This is a genomic window from Alcanivorax sp., assembly GCF_019431375.1.
Taxonomy (GTDB): Bacteria; Pseudomonadota; Gammaproteobacteria; order Pseudomonadales; family Alcanivoracaceae; genus Alcanivorax; species Alcanivorax jadensis_A.
The window spans coordinates 3597566-3613866 of sequence record NZ_CP080267.1 but is presented as its reverse complement, the minus strand read 5'-3'; the positions used below and the strand labels follow the sequence as shown (position 1 = coordinate 3613866).

At 59.5% G+C, this 16301-nt stretch carries 19 protein-coding genes; 12 read left to right on the top strand and 7 right to left on the bottom strand.

Annotated features, from left to right (window positions below):
• Positions 1–39 precede the first annotated feature (39 nt).
• The 4 genes from hisG to KZ772_RS16980 all read right to left on the bottom strand — a co-directional run bounded on the left by hisG (position 40) and on the right by KZ772_RS16980 (position 3022).
• Entirely contained in the window at positions 40–684 is a 645-nt protein-coding gene (hisG, locus tag KZ772_RS16995; RefSeq protein ID WP_290537625.1) for an ATP phosphoribosyltransferase, read from the bottom strand.
• A gap of 11 nt (positions 685–695) precedes the next feature.
• Positions 696–1958 carry a UDP-N-acetylglucosamine 1-carboxyvinyltransferase gene (murA, locus tag KZ772_RS16990; RefSeq protein WP_290537624.1) on the bottom strand — a complete coding sequence of 421 codons (1263 nt, stop codon included), beginning with the start codon at positions 1956–1958 and terminating at the stop codon, positions 696–698.
• 39 nt (positions 1959–1997) lie between these two features.
• Complete coding sequence (locus tag KZ772_RS16985; protein WP_062816689.1) at positions 1998–2252, bottom strand: BolA/IbaG family iron-sulfur metabolism protein; 255 nt, start codon at positions 2250–2252, stop codon at positions 1998–2000.
• A 125-nt stretch (positions 2253–2377) separates the two neighbouring features.
• Entirely contained in the window at positions 2378–3022 is a 645-nt protein-coding gene (locus KZ772_RS16980; RefSeq protein ID WP_290537623.1) for an ABC transporter substrate-binding protein, read from the bottom strand.
• 272 nt (positions 3023–3294) lie between these two features.
• Here KZ772_RS16980 and KZ772_RS16975 point away from each other — a divergent pair, with 272 nt between their 5' ends.
• The 11 genes from KZ772_RS16975 to mgtE all read left to right on the top strand — a co-directional run bounded on the left by KZ772_RS16975 (position 3295) and on the right by mgtE (position 11895).
• A complete protein-coding gene (locus tag KZ772_RS16975) occupies positions 3295–4263 on the top strand; it encodes a KpsF/GutQ family sugar-phosphate isomerase (RefSeq protein WP_290537622.1) in 969 nt (322 codons plus the stop codon).
• Entirely contained in the window at positions 4264–4767 is a 504-nt protein-coding gene (locus tag KZ772_RS16970) for an HAD hydrolase family protein (protein WP_290537621.1), read from the top strand. It begins immediately after the preceding gene.
• Positions 4764–5321 (top strand): LPS export ABC transporter periplasmic protein LptC, encoded by a 558-nt coding sequence (gene lptC / locus KZ772_RS16965; RefSeq protein WP_290537620.1) that lies wholly within the window; start codon positions 4764–4766, stop codon positions 5319–5321. The genes KZ772_RS16970 and lptC overlap by 4 nt, the downstream gene beginning before the upstream one ends.
• Entirely contained in the window at positions 5305–5862 is a 558-nt protein-coding gene (lptA, locus tag KZ772_RS16960; RefSeq protein WP_290539495.1) for a lipopolysaccharide transport periplasmic protein LptA, read from the top strand. Before lptC ends, lptA begins: the two co-directional genes overlap by 17 nt.
• Positions 5859–6584 carry an LPS export ABC transporter ATP-binding protein gene (gene lptB / locus KZ772_RS16955; protein ID WP_290510650.1) on the top strand — a complete coding sequence of 242 codons (726 nt, stop codon included), beginning with the start codon at positions 5859–5861 and terminating at the stop codon, positions 6582–6584. Before lptA ends, lptB begins: the two co-directional genes overlap by 4 nt.
• A gap of 255 nt (positions 6585–6839) precedes the next feature.
• Positions 6840–8306 (top strand): RNA polymerase factor sigma-54, encoded by a 1467-nt coding sequence (locus tag KZ772_RS16950; RefSeq protein ID WP_290537619.1) that lies wholly within the window; start codon positions 6840–6842, stop codon positions 8304–8306.
• Between the two features lie 39 nt (positions 8307–8345).
• Entirely contained in the window at positions 8346–8645 is a 300-nt protein-coding gene (raiA, locus tag KZ772_RS16945) for a ribosome-associated translation inhibitor RaiA (protein ID WP_062816681.1), read from the top strand.
• A gap of 16 nt (positions 8646–8661) precedes the next feature.
• Complete coding sequence (ptsN, locus tag KZ772_RS16940; protein ID WP_290537618.1) at positions 8662–9135, top strand: PTS IIA-like nitrogen regulatory protein PtsN; 474 nt, start codon at positions 8662–8664, stop codon at positions 9133–9135.
• Between the two features lie 109 nt (positions 9136–9244).
• Positions 9245–10096, top strand: a complete 852-nt coding sequence (gene rapZ, locus KZ772_RS16935) for an RNase adapter RapZ (RefSeq protein WP_290537617.1) — start codon at positions 9245–9247, stop codon at positions 10094–10096.
• Between the two features lie 8 nt (positions 10097–10104).
• Positions 10105–10374 (top strand): HPr family phosphocarrier protein, encoded by a 270-nt coding sequence (locus tag KZ772_RS16930; RefSeq protein ID WP_290537616.1) that lies wholly within the window; start codon positions 10105–10107, stop codon positions 10372–10374.
• Between the two features lie 156 nt (positions 10375–10530).
• Positions 10531–11895 (top strand): magnesium transporter, encoded by a 1365-nt coding sequence (gene mgtE, locus KZ772_RS16925; protein WP_290537615.1) that lies wholly within the window; start codon positions 10531–10533, stop codon positions 11893–11895.
• Between the two features lie 68 nt (positions 11896–11963).
• Here mgtE and KZ772_RS16920 read toward each other — a convergent pair whose 3' ends face one another.
• Both KZ772_RS16920 and pmbA read right to left on the bottom strand, forming a co-directional pair.
• Positions 11964–12719: a BPSS1780 family membrane protein gene (locus KZ772_RS16920; protein ID WP_290537614.1), complete on the bottom strand. Its 756-nt coding sequence runs from the start codon at positions 12717–12719 to the stop codon at positions 11964–11966.
• Positions 12720–12772: 53 nt separating this feature from the next.
• Positions 12773–14128: a metalloprotease PmbA gene (gene pmbA, locus KZ772_RS16915; RefSeq protein WP_290537613.1), complete on the bottom strand. Its 1356-nt coding sequence runs from the start codon at positions 14126–14128 to the stop codon at positions 12773–12775.
• A 36-nt stretch (positions 14129–14164) separates the two neighbouring features.
• Here pmbA and yjgA point away from each other — a divergent pair, with 36 nt between their 5' ends.
• On the top strand, positions 14165–14704 hold the full coding sequence (yjgA, locus tag KZ772_RS16910; protein ID WP_290537612.1) for a ribosome biogenesis factor YjgA: 540 nt from the start codon (positions 14165–14167) through the stop codon (positions 14702–14704).
• 88 nt (positions 14705–14792) lie between these two features.
• Here yjgA and KZ772_RS16905 read toward each other — a convergent pair whose 3' ends face one another.
• Entirely contained in the window at positions 14793–16289 is a 1497-nt protein-coding gene (locus KZ772_RS16905) for a C13 family peptidase (protein WP_290537611.1), read from the bottom strand.
• Positions 16290–16301 lie beyond the last annotated feature (12 nt).

The following is a 16301-nucleotide window of genomic DNA, read 5'->3' as shown; positions in this document are numbered from 1 at the left end:
TTATTTTGCGCGCACTGTGAACTCTGTGGTGAAAGGCTTTTAGCCTGCCTTGCGAGCCGCCACCGCCTCAGCCAGCTGATCCAGGATCCCCTGAATATCCCCGTGACGGGTTTTCATGCTGGCACGGTTGACGATCACCCGGGTGGAAATATGGGCGATCAGTTCGGTGGGTTCCAGGCCGTTGGCGCGCAGGGTGTTGCCGGTATCGACGATGTCCACGATGCGGTCGGCCAGCCCCACCAGCGGAGCCAGTTCCATGGCACCGTAGAGCTTGATCACTTCCGCTTGCTTGCCCTGCTGGGCATAGTAAGCCTTGGCCACGTTGACGAACTTGGTGGCCACGCGCAGGCGGCTGCCCACGTCCGGGGCATCCTTCACCGCCGCCACCATCAGCTTGCAACGGGCGATATCCAGATCCAGGGGTTCGAACACGCCATCGGCGCCGTGCTCCATCAGCACATCCTTGCCGGCCACACCAATATCCGCCGCGCCGTGCTGCACATAGGGCGGCACGTCGGTGGCGCGGATGATGATGATCTTCACATCATCGCGGGTGGTGTCGAAGATCAGCTTGCGCGAAGCCTCTGGATCTTCCAGCAACTCAATGCCCGCCGTTTTCAGCAACGGCAGGGTTTCCTTGAGGATGCGCCCCTTGGAGAGGGCGATGGTCAACGGCTTGGTCATTACTTTCTCGATTAGCGTGGGACGCGGCGAATCACAGCGCCCAGCGATTGCAGTTTCTCTTCGATACACTCGTAGCCGCGATCAATGTGATAGATACGGTCTACTGTGGTTTCCCCTTGCGCCGCCAGAGCCGCGATCACCAGGGAAGCGGAAGCACGCAGGTCGGTGGCCATCACCGGCGCACCGGTAAGCTGCTCCACGCCGCGACAGATGGCGGTGTTGCCCTGCACTTCAATATCCGCGCCCATGCGGTTCATTTCCTGCACGTGCATGAAGCGGTTTTCAAAGACCGTTTCCACGATGGTGCCGGTGCCCTCGGCGATCAGGTTCAGGGCCATGAACTGGGCCTGCATGTCCGTTGGCATCGCCGGGTACGGCGCGGTCCGCAGCGAGATTGCCTTGGGGCGACGACCTTCCATATCCAGCTCGATCCAGTCATCACCGGTGGTGATCTTGGCGCCGGCTTCTTCCAGTTTCTGCAGCACCGCATCGAGGATGCCGGGCACCGTGTCCTTGGTCTTGATACGGCCACCGGTGATGGCTGCCGCAATCAGGTAGGTACCGGTTTCGATACGGTCGGCGATGACTTCATGATGACCGCCGTGAAGACGCTCTACCCCTTCAATGGTGATGGTGTCGGTACCGGCTCCGCGGACCTTGCCGCCCATGGTGTTGATGAAGTCAGCCAGATCCACCACTTCCGGTTCCCGGGCGGCGTTTTCCAGGTAGGTAGTCCCTTCCGCCAGCGCCGCCGCCATCATCAGATTTTCGGTACCCGTTACGGTAACCGTATCCATGACGATGCGGGCACCTTTGAGGCGACCTTCCACAGAGGCATGCACATAGCCATTTGCCACTTCAATATCCGCACCCATGGCTTCCAGGCCGCGCAGGTGAATATCCACCGGCCGGGAACCAATGGCACAGCCACCGGGCAGGGAAACAGACGCCTTGCCAAAATGGGCCACCATGGGCCCCAGCACCAGAATGGAGGCGCGCATGGTCTTCACCAGCTCGTAGGGAGCGGTGAGTTCCTTGATGGTAGTGGCGTTCACTTCCACGTTCATGCGGTCGTCGATCACCACGTGGACGCCCATGCGACCCAGCAGCTCGATCAGGGTGGTGACATCCTGCAGATGCGGCAGGTTGCCCACGGTGACCGGCTCGTCGGCCAGCAGGGTGGCGGCCAGGATCGGCAGCGCCGCGTTTTTGGCGCCGGAAATACGGATTTCGCCGTCCAGACGTCGACCGCCGGTGATGATCAATTTATCCATGAACTGTCTCTAGACTTGTCAGAGGGCCGGGCGCATGCCTCAGCCGATACCCATTTTCTGGGCTTTTTCCCACTCGGCGGGGGTATAGGTAATGATTTGCACCGCGTGGATAGTGTTGCTCTGGATCTGCTCGTTGATGGTGGCGTAGACCAGTTGCTGCTTCTTCACCGGCATCAGGCCTTCAAAGGCCGTGGATATGACGCGAATCTGGAACCGGTCGCCGCCGCCTTCCACCGCCACATCGGCATCGTCAAAACCGGCTTCGACCAGCGCTTTTACCTCTTCCGGATTCATGTTCGCTCCTCATCGGGGCCGACAGCGGCCCGAACAGCAAGGAGCGGGCAAATACCCGCTCCTCGGTAAAACGGCAATAATACGCGAGCTGGCGCCCCCTTGCCACGGCGGCACCACCGGAACCATCAGCTCTTCTGGTCGCTATCCTCGATGCCAGCATCAATCTTGGCGTCCGCGGACCAGTTGTCGATTACCTTATCGATGTCGTTGTACTGCTGCATGCCCTGGGCGAACTGACTCTGGAAGGTATCACGCAGATCCAGGCCATTGACGTAGACGTTGATCACCCGCCACTGATCATCCCGCAGGAACAGGGTGTAATAAATCGGCACCGTCTTGCCGGAGTTGGTCTTCACCTCCATGCGCACCCGTGCATAGTCACCTTTGCGATCTCCCTCCTGCATGGGCAGGGTGGTAATCTTCTGACCCTCATAAAGGGTAATGCCGGAGGCATAGGTGTTGATCAGGCTGTTCTTGAACACATCCAGAAAACGGTACTTCTGTTCCTTGCTGGACGGCCCGAAATAATCCCCCATTACCATGCGGGTGATGCGCTTGAAGTCCACCAGATCACCCAGTTCCTCGCGCACCAGCTCCTTGGCCCGATCCGGGTCCGCTTCCAGCTGCTCACGCTCTGCCTCAATGCGGGAGGTCATGCGCTCCACCGCCTCCATCACCACCTGTCGCGGATCACTTTCCGCCGCCGCCAAAGTGGCCATGGCGGTAAGCACCATCGCCAGCCAGATCCGGATAACACGCTGCAAATGCATAAAAAACTCCCTGTTGATGTCCGGCGGTTTTACGGTTTTATGCCGCTGCTGTCCAGCAACACATTGAACCGCGTCTGCCTTATTGGAGTCACAAAGCCCATAACGGTTCCAGATCTGTTGCCTCCATTTTGCAAAGCATTACGAAACCACAAGCAGGCGCTGCCTCATCCACAAAGCCCGATCACGATGCTATTCAGAAGCGCCTTAACACAATTCGGGTCAACGTGACCGGTTCAGCAATGTATAATCAGCCCCGACCAGAGGAGAGTTGAATGAGTCATGACCACATCGGCGTAGGCCGGCGGGTACTGGACATTGAAGCCAGAGCCGTAGAGACCCTGAAAGACAGCCTGGATGACAGTTTTTCCGCCGCCTGCGACCTGATGCTCGGCGCCCGCGGACGTGTCATCGTCACCGGCATGGGGAAAAGTGGCCATGTGGGCAGCAAACTGGCAGCTACCCTGGCCAGCACCGGCACGCCTTCTTTCTTTGTTCACCCAGGCGAAGCCTCCCACGGCGACCTGGGCATGATCACCCCGGACGATGTGGTGCTGGCCCTGTCCAACTCCGGCGAAACTGCCGAAGTGCTGGCCATCCTGCCGGTGATCAAGCGCAAGGGCACCGCCCTGATCGGCATGACCGGCCGCCCGCAATCTGCCCTGGCACAACTCTCTGATGTGCACCTGACCGTGGCGGTCAGCGAAGAAGCCTGTCCGCACAATCTGGCCCCCACCTCTTCCACCACCGCAGCACTGGCCATGGGCGACGCCCTGGCCATCGCCCTGCTGGAAGCGCGCGGTTTCACCCCCGAAGATTTCGCCATGAGCCACCCCGGCGGCAGCCTGGGCCGACGCCTGCTGCTGAAAGTGGACGACATCATGCACGCCGGCGAACAGCTGCCGGTAGTCGCCAGCGGCACCTCGCTCAGCGAAGCGCTGCTGGAAATGACCCGCAAGGGGCTGGGCATGACCGCCATCACCCGGGAAGACGGCACCCTGGCCGGCATCTTTACGGATGGCGATCTGCGCCGCATGCTGGATCGCGACATCGACATCCGCAAGGCCACCATCGACGAGGTGATGGTGGCTCAGCCGATCACCATCGAACCCGGCCACCTTGCCGCTGAGGCCCTGCAGATCATGGAAACCCGCAAAATCAATGGCCTGATGGTCTGTGACAAGGACCACAAGCCTCTGGGCGCCTTCAACATGCAAGATCTACTGCGGGCCGGAGTGGTGTAGATGCCTATGCAACTGTCCTCCGTTGATGCGCAGAATCTGCGCCTGATGGCCTTTGATGTGGATGGAGTGATGACCGACGGTCGCATCTACTTCAGCCCGGAAGGCGAGACCATCAAGGTCTTTAATACCCTGGACGGCCACGGACTGAAGAAACTGGCCGCCAGCGGCGTCACCCTGGCCATTATTACCGGCCGCAACACGCCCATGGTGGCCAGGCGTGCCGCCGACCTGGGAATCGCCCATGTGATCCAGGGCCGCGAAGACAAGGGCGTGGCCCTGGCCGACCTGGCCGAACAGCTGGGCATCGCCGCCAGCGAGACCGGCTATGCCGGCGATGACGAACCGGATGTGAGCGCCCTGCACTGGGCCCAGCTCAGCTTTGCCCCGGCCAATGCCCACGACTGCGCCAAGGAAGCCGCCGACCATATTACCGAGCGGCGCGGCGGTGAAGGCGCGGTGCGAGAAATCTGCGACGCCATTCTGGCGCAACGGAGCCCGGCATGAAGCGCCAGGGCCTGCTCAGCGCCACCGGCATCCTGATGCTGGGTCTGGTGATGCTGATGACCCTGCACGAGTGGGATGACACCTTGCCCGGGCAGGAAGACGGCATCCTCACCGCGCCCGCAATTGTCGCCAAAAGCATAACCGCACGGGCTTTTAGTGAAGAGGACGGCAGTCTCCAGTACTATCTGACCGCCGAGACCCTGACCCAGTATGACCACAACCCGCTCACGGAAATGCAGCAGCCCGAGCTGGAAATGGCCAACGACAAGGGAAGCTGGACCATCGTTAGTGAACAAGGGTTGGTCCAGGAAAATGGCGATCTGATTGTATTCTCCGGCGACGTAAAAGCCCGCAACCAGCAACAGAAAATCACCCTGGACACCCAGGAGTTGCGCTTTCGTAGCGACACCAATATCGCCAGCTCTCCCGGCAGTGTGGACCTGGAATTTGAATCCGGCAAAACCCGCGCAGGCGCGCTGGAGGCCGATCTCGACAAGGGCATTCTGACCCTTGAGCAAGGAGTAAAGAGTGAGTTTGATGCGCCGGCTTCTTAGTGCCTCCAGCCTTATCGCCTTGGCTGTTGCCTTGCCGATCAGTGCCGTGGCCGCCCCGCAGGTGCCGGTATCCGTGACCGCGGATTCCGGACGCTTCGAACAGGACGCGGGCAGCGGTCTTTACCGGGGCAATGTGGAACTGGTCCAGGGAAAACGCAAACTGTTTGCCGACGAAATGCGCCTGTATACCCGCAATGGCGAACTGACCCGCGTGGAAGCCTCCGGCACCCCGGTGCGCATGGAAGAAGGCAAGGACCTGCAGGCCCACGCTAACAACCTGGTCTACGACATCCGCAAACGCACCCTGGTCCTCACCGGAGACGCCTATATTGAGCACCTGGGCAACACCTTCGAAGGCGCCAAAGTGGAATACAGTCTGGACTCCAAGCGAGTAGACGCCAGTAGTGAAGGCGACAAGCGGGTGCGACTGGTGATCCCGGCCGAGAACCAGACACCCGAGCAAGCCCCACCCGCAGACGACAATGAAAACGGCGAGGCGCCCGAAGAGCCCTCCCCCGAGGCGGAGCCAAACACCCAATGAGCCATTTACGCGCCCACCACCTGGCAAAAAGCTATAAGGGCCGCCGGGTTATCGAAGATGTCTCCCTGGACGTGGAAGCCGGCCAGATCGTCGGTTTGCTCGGTCCAAATGGCGCCGGCAAGACCACCTGCTTTTACATGATCGTGGGCCTGGTGGAAGCGGACGCAGGGCGAATCGATATCAACGAGGCAGACATCACCCATCTGCCCATGCATGGCCGCGCCCAGCGCGGCATCGGCTATCTGCCCCAGGAAGCCAGCATCTTTCGCCGCCTGACCGTGGAAGAAAACATCATGGCGATCCTGGAAACCCGCAAGGAGCTGAGCAAGGCGGAACGTCACGAGCGCATGGAAAGCCTGCTCAAGGAATTCCATATCACCCACATTCGCGATTCCCTGGGAATGAGCCTGTCCGGCGGCGAGCGGCGCCGGGCGGAAATCGCCCGTGGCCTGGCCACCGACCCGGATTTCATTCTGCTGGATGAGCCCTTCGCCGGGGTGGATCCGATTTCCGTGAACGACATCAAGGGCATTATCCGCCATCTGAAAGAACGCGGCATCGGCGTACTGATTACCGACCACAACGTGCGCGAAACCCTGGATATCTGCGACACCGCCTACATTGTCAGCGCCGGCCACATCATCGCCTCCGGCGATGCGGATACCATTCTCGGTAACCAGCAGGTACGGGATGTGTATCTGGGGGCGGACTTCAGGCTGTAAAAGGCAGTGAATAGTTAATAGTGAACAGTTCGCGAGGCAGACTTTCTGTCTTTCAAGCCCCGCAGCCGCGCACAAGCCCTAGACGCGGCTGCCTGCACCCAAACGGCGCCACGCCTAAGATCGCGCGCTGTTAACTATTAACTGTTCACTGTTAACTCCCTCCTCCTAGCACACAACAACCCTTGGCACAAATATTGCTTGTCTTACAGATAGACTGCTATTCTCAGGTTTTGGGGACCGACCAGCCTGAGCAGTATGAAGCCAAGCCTACAACTACAAATCGGCCAGCAGCTGACCATGACTCCTCAGCTGCAGCAGGCCATTCGCCTTTTGCAGCTGTCCACGCTGGACCTCCGCCAGGAGATACAGCAGGCCGTGGAAAGCAACCCTTTGCTGGAGCTGGCCGACGATTTCGGTGACGAATCCCTGCCTGACATTGACGAAGAACGTCAGGACGACCAGGAGCTGGATACCGAGCGGGACGATGCCCTGGAAGAGTTCGTGGACGGCGAACCCGGCATCGAAACGGAATGGGACGATGTCTATTCCGGCCAGACCAGAAGCGCCTCCGCCGCCCTACCCGACGATGCCGACGACTGGCAGCAGCGACATAGCGTGGCCGGCAACCTGCAGGACCATCTGCTCTGGCAACTGAATCTGACCCCCATGAGCGATGTGGACCGCATCATCGCCATGACCATTATCGAATCCCTGGACGATCGCGGCTATCTGACCGTTACCGTGGACGACATCGTGGCGATGATGAACGCCCAGGATGACCTGCTCACCGAAGGTGACGAGCTGGAAGCCGACGAAGTACTGGCCGTCCAGCATCGCCTGCAGCAATTCGATCCCGTAGGGGTGGCCAGCCTGGATCTGGCCGATTGCCTGCGTGTTCAGCTGCGTCAGTTACCCACAGACACTCCCTTCCTGGACTATGCCCTGGCCCTTCTGGAGCATCTGGAGCTGCTGGAAAAACACGATTATGCGGCCCTGCGCCGGGTGCTGCAGATCAGCGAGGAGAACCTGCTCGACGCCCTCTCCCTGTTGCGCACCCTGGACCCTGCCCCTGGCGAACAGATCGGTGAGAGCCAGGTGGATTATGCGGTACCGGACGTGATTGTGCGCCAGCATCAGGGCCACTGGCAGGTAAGCCTGAACGAGGAGGTACTGCCCAAGGTCAACCTGCAGCAGCAGTACGCCTCCATGGCCCGCAAGGCCGGGGGCGAGGATGGCCAGTACCTGCGCAACTGCGTGCAGGAAGCCAAGTGGTTCATCAAGAGCCTGCAAAGCCGCCACGACACCCTGCTGAAGGTGGCCACCCGCATTGTTGAAGTCCAGCAGGACTTCTTCGACTATGGGGAAGAAGCCATGAAACCCCTGGTTCTGGCCGACATTGCCGATGCCGTCGAGATGCACGAATCGACCATCAGTCGGGTCACCAACCAGAAATATATGATGACACCCCGCGGCGTCTTTGAGCTTAAGTATTTCTTCTCCAGCCACGTGGGAACAGACGGCGGCGGTGAGTGTTCCTCCACCGCTATTCGTGCCATTATTAAGAAGCTGGTCGCTGCCGAGAACCCCCGCAAACCGCTCAGCGACAACAAGCTTGCCAGCTTGTTGAACGAGCAGGGGATCAACGTGGCGCGCCGGACAGTCGCCAAGTATCGTGAGGCGATGAGAATACCGTCATCCAGCGCCCGCAAGCGTTTGGTGTAGGCGCCGGGACGGCCCAACGAGCAGGTAAAGGAGCCAGCCATGCAAATTAATATCAGCGGTCATCACCTGGAAATTACCGACGCTTTGCGAGCCTACGTAGGAGACAAATTCTCCCGTCTTGAACGGCATTTTGATCAGATTACCAGTGTCCAGGTGATTCTTTCCCCGGAACCCAAGACCCACAAGGCGGAATCCACCATCCATATCTCCGGGGCCGACGTCTTCGCCACCGCTGAAGCAGTGGACATGTACGCTGCCATCGACAAGCTGACGGACAAGCTTGACCGTCAGATCCTCAAACACAAGGAAAAGGCCGTCAGCCACAAACACGGCCACTGACCCCAAAGCGACAATTATGCGAGTTCGCGAACTACTCACCGAAGCACGCACCCATAGCGAGGTGCAGGCCAGCAGCAAGAAACAGCTGCTGGACCAGGTTGCGCAGCTGGCCGCGGCCGGCTGCGACAGCCTCAACGAACAGGAGGTCTTCGATGCCCTGGTAGCCCGGGAAAAGCTGGGCTCCACGGGCATCGGTGAAGGCATCGCTATACCTCACTGTCGTCTTGGTCACTGCCAGCAACCCATCGGGCTGCTGCTGAAACTGTCGACCCCCATCGATTTTGACGCCGTTGACGGTCGCCCGGTGGATCTGGTGTTTGTGCTGCTGGTTCCCCAGGAAAACCCGGAACAGCACCTGAAAACGCTCAGCCACTTGGCGTCCCTGTTCAACGACGACGACTACCGTGCCGAGCTGCGACTGAGCAAGGACGACCACCACCTTTATCACACTGCCGTGGAATCCGAAGCGGAGCTGCGACTGGCATCATGAAGCAACGCAACACACCTTCAGGCATCACCGCCCGACACACCCACGATACCCTCTCGTTTATCGATGTGACGTGCCAACGTGCCGCCAATAGCGTGCAAGCGGTACGACCATGAAACTCACCATTATCAGCGGTCGATCCGGCTCGGGAAAAACCACCGCGCTACAAGCCATGGAAGACCAGAGCTACTACTGCGTCGACAACTTGCCGGTGGGCATGCTCCCAACACTAGCGGAACAACTTGACCAGGGTGAGCTCCCCATAGAGCGAGCGGCGGTAGGCATTGATGCCCGCAACCTGCCGACCCAGTTGTTGGCCTTTGACGCCATCCTGGATGCGCTTCACCTGCAGCAGGTAAAAACCGAAATTATTTATCTGGATGCGGACGACAACACTCTGCTGAAGCGCTTCAGTGCCACCCGGCGGCGTCACCCCCTGGGCGCTCAGCAAGGCTCCGTGGAGGCAGCCATCCAGCACGAGCGGGAATTGCTGTCCAATATTCGCCTGCGTGCCGACCTGGTGATCGATACCAGCAACTATGATGTTCACAGCCTGCGCAACCTGATGCGCGAGCGGGTAGCCAATCGCAGCGCCGCCCTGTCCCTGCAACTGGAATCCTTCGGCTTCAAGAACGGCCTGCCCAACGATGCCGATCTGGTGTTTGACGTGCGGGTACTGCCCAACCCCCACTGGCGGGCCGACCTGCGGCCCTTTACCGGCCGCGATGACGCCATCATCGATTTTCTCCAGCAGCATCAGGCCAGCCACGACATGCTCGATGACATTCATCGCTTTGTTCAGCGTTGGCTTCCGGCCTTTGCCGACAGCGATCGCAGTTATGTGACTGTGGCCATTGGCTGCACCGGTGGCCGCCATCGTTCGGTATTCATTACCGAGCAACTGGCAAAACGGTTACGCGATGAGGGCACCACCCTGCAGGTCCGCCACCGCGAACTGGATTAAGCCACGCAATGATCGAAAAACAACTGGATATCATCAACAAGCTTGGCCTGCATGCCCGTGCTGCCGCCAAGGTGGTCAGCGTGGCTTCACGCTATGAAAGCCGCATTCACGTCATTCATAACGGCAAACCCATCGATGCCAAAAGCATCATGGGGCTGCTGATGCTTGGCGCCGCCAAGGGCACCAGCGTCACCTTTCAGGTCGACGGCAACGATGAAACCGCCGCCATGGAAGAACTCACCGATCTGTTCGCCCGCCGCTTTGATGAAGAAGAGTAAAAAGCCGTTAATCGTTAACAGTGAATAGTGAACAGCTAAAAAATCAAGTACCACATGCCTCGAAGGGCTGTTACTGTGGGCTTATCCAGGCCCGAGCAGCAGCACACATTGTTTTCGCTGTTAACTATTCACTGTTAACTGTTAACTGATTTTTCGATGCCCGCCGAAACCAGCCGTAGCCAGCAACACCACAAAGTCATCAACCGCGCCTTGTCCAGCGGCACCTATACTCAGGTCCGTCAGCTGTTCAATAATCTGCCCGGTGCTGAGGCGGCGCATTTGCTGGAATCCTTCCCTCCCCGGGAACGGGAAATTCTCTGGCAGCTGCTGAGCAAGGATCAGGAAAGCGAAGTTCTCCAGTATCTGGGCGAGGAAGTCCGGGTTGAATTGCTGCGCAACCTGAGCACTGACGAGCTGGTCTCGCTGGTGGAAGAGCTGGATACGGATGACCTGGCTGACCTGTTGCAGGAATTGCCGGACCACGTCACCAGCCAGGTCATGGCCAGCCTGGACGAACAGAATCGTGACCGGCTGGAACAGGTGATGAGCTACCCGGAGGACACCGCCGGGGGCCTGATGAACACGGATGTGATTACCATCCGTCCGGAAATCACCTTCGAAGTGGTGCAGCGCTATCTGCGCCGGCGAGGCGAAATCCCTCGCACCACCGATAACCTGGCGGTGGTCAATCGCCGCAACCAGTTCATCGGGCTGCTCCCCTTGACCAAGGTACTGATCAGCGATCCCGGCACCACAGTGCGGGAAGCCATGATCACTGATACCGAGTCCATTCCTGCCACCCTGCCCGCCCACGAAGTGGCCAAGATCTTCGAACGCCAGGATCTGGTAACCGCCCCGGTGGTGGATGAAGACGGCATGCTGGTCGGCCGGATTACCATTGATGACGTGGTAGACGTGATCATCGAGGAAGCGGACCACTCGTTGATGAGCATGGCAGGCCTGGATGAAGACGAGGATACCTTCGGCTCCGTTTGGCAGACAGCCCGCCGCCGGGCCGTGTGGCTGGGTATCAACCTGCTCACCGCCCTGGCCGCCTCAGCAGTAATTGGCCTGTTCGAGGCCACCCTGGAAAAAGTGGTGGCGCTGGCCATCCTCATGCCCATCGTTGCCAGCATGGGCGGCATCGCCGGCAGCCAGACCCTGACCCTGGTGATTCGTGCCATGGCCCTGGGGCAGATCCAGTCCAGTAACACCCGCTACCTGCTGGTCAAGGAATTGTCCGTGGGGGCACTGAACGGCCTGTTGTGGGCCACGGTCATCGGCATCACCGCCGCCTTGTGGTTCGACGACCCCAGCATCGGCATGGTCATCGCCGCCGCCATGATCATCAACCTGATCATGGCGGCCTGTGCCGGGGCCATGCTGCCCATGATCATGAAAAAGATGGGCATCGACCCGGCCCTGGCAGGCTCTGTGGTGCTCACCACCATCACCGATATCGTGGGTTTCTTTGCCTTCCTGGGTCTGGCCACCGTGCTCTACGCGCATCTGCTGGTCTGATTTTTCATTCGCCCACAAAAAAGGCGCCAATCAATGGCGCCTTTTTTGGTCATGCTTTCCAGCGGGATTTATTCCACAAAAATCTGCCGGAAAGACACGTAGTAGGCCCCGGCCAGAATCGGCATCACGAACAGCCAACCCAGCAGCAGTGGCAAGGCGGCCACCAACACGATCACCATGGTCACTAGCAGGTAAACGATCAGGGGAACCACGTTGCGGGTGAAACCGCTAAGGCTCAGCTTCATGGCTTCGCCCACGCCCTTGTTGCCCAGGAAGATCAGCGGCACGGTGAAATAGAACAGGTAGACGAAGCCGAACATGGCCACCAGGCCCAGCAGGCCCAGCACAACCATGGCTCCTGTAGAGGCGCCGCCCCCGGCACCCATTGCATACCCCAGTCCCCCGAAGATAATCCCGAGCAGCAGCATCACACCCAGCTGGGCCAGGGCCATCAGAATCAGCGGGCCAGTCCGCTCGGAGAACCCAGCGAACAGGTCGGCAAAATCCGACGTACCCTCGGTTTCCATGCGGTGGAAGATTTTCACGATCCCCGCGTATAACAAGGGCGTGGCCAGAACCTGCGCGATCATGCCAAGCAGCGGAATGATCTGGAACGCGGAGGTGATCAGCACGGTGACCACCAGGGCCCCCAGCACGACACCCCAGTGACCCGGCAGCATCTTGTGGCCACTGCCGATCCAGCCCAGCGCATCCCCCACACTGACCTTGCGTGGCTCAGCCAGAATGGCCAGTGGTTGTGCTGGTGGATTGTTGTCGTCAATCAGCTCGGCCTGCGGCTGTTGATACGGATTGATTTCACTCACGGTTTGCTCCTTTCCCGAAAAAAATTTTCATCCATTGAAAATGCCCGGATACGCTATCGCCCGGCGATCTTTATTGGCGACAGCAATAGCGAGCCGCTGGCAATATTACCCCGATAATCCACATCGGTGCCGCTCCCCTGAATACCCTTGAGCATCTCCCCCAAATGCCCCGCAATGGTAAACTCTTGCAAGGCGCCTTGTATGACACCGTTCTCAAACCAGAAACCGCTGGCACCACGGGAATAGTCTCCGGTCACCAGATTTACCCCCTGTCCCATGACTTCAGTGACCAGAATCCCTTTCGGCACCCGTGCCATCAACGCCGCCAGAGACTCGCCGGTATCGGTGATGGACACGTTGCGCACCCCTCCTCCATTGCCGGTAGGCTCCATCTGTAAACGGCGACCGGCATACAGGCCAAGCGCATACTGGCGCAGCAGACCATCCTCCACAAAAGACTGGGCACGGGTGGGCAAGCCATCACCATCGAAAGGCGCGGAAGCATTACCGGCAGACAGATGCGGGTTTTCTGTGAGCGCAAATCCCTTGGGCAACACTGCCTTACCGATGCTGTCCTGCAGAAAGGAACTGCGCCGGTAAAGGGCCCCACCGCTGATGGCAGATACCAGGTGGCCCAACAGGCCGGAGGCCACCTCCGGCGCGAAGATCACCGGCAATTCACCGGTCTCGGGAATACTCGCTCCCAACCTCGCCAGGGTGCGCTCTCGGGCTTTTTCACCAACCTCTTCGGCAGCGGCCAACCGCTCGCCAATACGGCCCCCGTCGTACCAGTAATCGCGCTGCATGCCGTCACCATCTTCCGCCACCACACTGCAGACCCGGCTATGGTGGGTGCCGCGATAGCCGTGCAGAAAGCCTTCCGAGGTGGCAAAGACCCGCAGGCTGGCGCCACTGTTGATGGACGCCCCTTCGGAATTGACGATACGGGCATCATCCCGGGCAACCGTTTCGCAACGCAATGCCTCGTCGATGGCAGCCTGAGTATCCAGTGCCCAGGGGTGATACAGATCCAGGTCCGGCACCTCCCGGGCCAGCAAGTTGGCCGGCGCCAGGCCCGCATAACGATCCTCCTCGGTGTAGCGGGCAATGGATGCGGCGGCCTGGATGGTGTCGCGCAGGCTGTCGCGATTGTCGTCAGAACTGCTGGCGTGGCCCTTGCGCTGGCCGCGGAACACGGTCACCGACACCCCACGGTCACGGTGGAATTCCACGGTTTCCACCTCCCCCTGGCGCACATTCACCGAATACCCCTGGGACAGGCTCACATTCACTTCCACACCATCGGCGCCCTGGCGTTTCGCCTCTTCCAGCACCCAGGCGGCCGTGTCTTCCGCCTGGCGTAATTGGGCAATATCCAGTACTGCTGTCGTTGCGGGGGAATCAGACATAAAATAGCGGTTCCGTAACCAGAATCAGAAATTGTAATGACCGAGTATAACGACGACCTGCTGACCAGCAAGACACAACAAAAACGCGATGACAGTGCTTTGCAGGAGCTGGGACTCTCGTTAATGGACATGAAGCCGGCAGAGCGCGAGCGACTGCCCCTGGGCGATGAACTGAAAAAGGCCCTGGACGAAGCCAGTCGCATCAACCATCACGAAGCGCGCCGTCGCCATGCCCAGTACATCGGCCGTCTTATGCGCGAATCCAACAGCGAGCAGATCATCCAGGCCCTGGAAGCGTTTCATGATCCATTCCGCCAGCAACGGCTGACCAACTGGGTAGAACAGATCATGGCCTGCGATCAGCCCCGGGACGCCGAGGGCACCCTGCAGCTGATCCTGGAGTTCTTTCCCCACGGGGACCGGCAGCAATTACGCAACCTGAGTCGCAATGCCCTCAAGGCCCGCGTGGCCGACCCGGCCACCGCCACCGCAGCGGAAAAGGACAAGTTTAAACGCGAGCGGCGCAAGCTGATGAACTACTTGAACCAACTGGACAAAACCGCGCCTCTGTATTGAGAGGTGCGTCAGGGGCACAAGCAACACACCTGGACACAAAATCCACCCTACGTTCGATCACTCGCGGGTTTTCGCTATTAACTGTTAATTATTCACTATTCACTGTTTTACCCTGCCACCAGCGCACGAACGCCTCACCCACCGCTTTTTGCGGCATGGAGTGCGCCTCCCCATCAATGCCCTGCTCTTCTTCCATCCGCTCCACCTTACTGTTGGCCGCGGCAAACCAGGCATCCGGAGCATCGATGCCGGCAGCCATGTCCTCACCGTATAAGGCCTTGCTGAACCAGGTGCGGTCGGAATCGTCACCACAACCGAAGGACGTGCGATCCGATGCGGCGGATGAGAACACCACTCGCTGCGGGGAAGCCAGGGCTTCCACCCATTTCCCGGAATAACAGGCCGACACCACCAGCCATTGATGCTTGACCTTCAGGGCGTTTAACCACTGTTTGCCATCCGCCACACTCAGATCATTAAGCTTGAGGTTCCGGTCATCCAGCAACAGGGCGCCCTCTTTGGAACCATGACTGACCAGATGCACCATGAGCAGATCTTCTTCCGGGTCCATCAGCGCATCCAGCGCTTCCAGAGCTTCACGCACGCTGGTACGGGTAGCCAGGGGCAGGTCATCGCTGCCACCGTTGATCAGGCGCACCTGACGGCGCTTGAGATCGAACACCGAGCCCAGCCGTTCCGTCACCCAGTCCACTTCCCGGGCAAACACAGCCTCGGTGCCATCACCGCCCACCACCAGCAGATAAACGTCACGGACGCCGGGCCGCTGTGGCGCCAAGGATGACAGCACCGACTGCAAACGGCTGGATTCGGTGTACAGGCGGGCCTCCATTTTTGCTGCCCGGGCATGGCGATTTTCCCGGTAGGCCTGCTCACTGGCATAATAGCGGCCACGCACGAAATACCCTTTTTCTTCCTGCGGCTCACCGTCGCCCTCAGCCGGCTGAGTGCGTGTGCCGCTGCCGTGGGCATGGCCGTTTTCAAACTTGCCACGGATTACCACGCCATCCGGCCGGGTCAATACCCCCTGACCATGATAGGAAAAATAACGGAACTCTCCTTCGTACCGGTAACCTTCCTCATCCCGGTAACTGCCCTCCAGTAACTCGCCATGCTCGAATCGGCCTTCATAGTGCGCGCCATCCTCGGTGACCCAGTGCCCCTGGCCATGGGGCGCAAGATCAAGAAAATCGCCCTGGTAAGAACCACCTTCCGCATAGCTGACAGAGCCCTCTACCAGCTCACCCTGTTCGAACCGGCCCTGCCAGATGGCATCGTCGCAGGTGTACTGCCCATCGCCATGCAACACTCCACCGACAAACTGCCCCTCCTGAACACAACCGTGCCGGTCCACCAGCTTGCCGTGGCCATCCAGAAGCCCTTCGCGAAACTCCCCTTCATAGTAACGACCATCGGGCCAGGTGAGCCTGCCTTCACCATGGAAGAGATCATTACGGGTTTCGCCATCGTAGACAGCCCCGTCCGGCAAACGCACATCTGCCGGCCATTGCACCGGATCACAGCCAGTCAACGCGACAAGAACCATTCCAAGGCAGAGTACTTTCATCGACAAACCTGC

Coding starts and splice junctions, on each gene's coding strand:
- hisG (WP_290537625.1), bottom strand. CDS start 684: ATGACCAAGCCGTTGACCATCGCCCTCTCCAAGGGGCGCATCCTCAAG.
- murA (WP_290537624.1), bottom strand. CDS start 1,958: ATGGATAAATTGATCATCACCGGCGGTCGACGTCTGGACGGCGAAATC.
- KZ772_RS16985 (WP_062816689.1), bottom strand. CDS start 2,252: ATGAATCCGGAAGAGGTAAAAGCGCTGGTCGAAGCCGGTTTTGACGAT.
- KZ772_RS16980 (WP_290537623.1), bottom strand. CDS start 3,022: ATGCATTTGCAGCGTGTTATCCGGATCTGGCTGGCGATGGTGCTTACC.
- KZ772_RS16975 (WP_290537622.1), top strand. CDS start 3,295: ATGAGTCATGACCACATCGGCGTAGGCCGGCGGGTACTGGACATTGAA.
- KZ772_RS16970 (WP_290537621.1), top strand. CDS start 4,264: ATGCCTATGCAACTGTCCTCCGTTGATGCGCAGAATCTGCGCCTGATG.
- lptC (WP_290537620.1), top strand. CDS start 4,764: ATGAAGCGCCAGGGCCTGCTCAGCGCCACCGGCATCCTGATGCTGGGT.
- lptA (WP_290539495.1), top strand. CDS start 5,305: ATGCGCCGGCTTCTTAGTGCCTCCAGCCTTATCGCCTTGGCTGTTGCC.
- lptB (WP_290510650.1), top strand. CDS start 5,859: ATGAGCCATTTACGCGCCCACCACCTGGCAAAAAGCTATAAGGGCCGC.
- KZ772_RS16950 (WP_290537619.1), top strand. CDS start 6,840: ATGAAGCCAAGCCTACAACTACAAATCGGCCAGCAGCTGACCATGACT.
- raiA (WP_062816681.1), top strand. CDS start 8,346: ATGCAAATTAATATCAGCGGTCATCACCTGGAAATTACCGACGCTTTG.
- ptsN (WP_290537618.1), top strand. CDS start 8,662: ATGCGAGTTCGCGAACTACTCACCGAAGCACGCACCCATAGCGAGGTG.
- rapZ (WP_290537617.1), top strand. CDS start 9,245: ATGAAACTCACCATTATCAGCGGTCGATCCGGCTCGGGAAAAACCACC.
- KZ772_RS16930 (WP_290537616.1), top strand. CDS start 10,105: ATGATCGAAAAACAACTGGATATCATCAACAAGCTTGGCCTGCATGCC.
- mgtE (WP_290537615.1), top strand. CDS start 10,531: ATGCCCGCCGAAACCAGCCGTAGCCAGCAACACCACAAAGTCATCAAC.
- pmbA (WP_290537613.1), bottom strand. CDS start 14,128: ATGTCTGATTCCCCCGCAACGACAGCAGTACTGGATATTGCCCAATTA.
- yjgA (WP_290537612.1), top strand. CDS start 14,165: ATGACCGAGTATAACGACGACCTGCTGACCAGCAAGACACAACAAAAA.
- KZ772_RS16905 (WP_290537611.1), bottom strand. CDS start 16,289: ATGAAAGTACTCTGCCTTGGAATGGTTCTTGTCGCGTTGACTGGCTGT.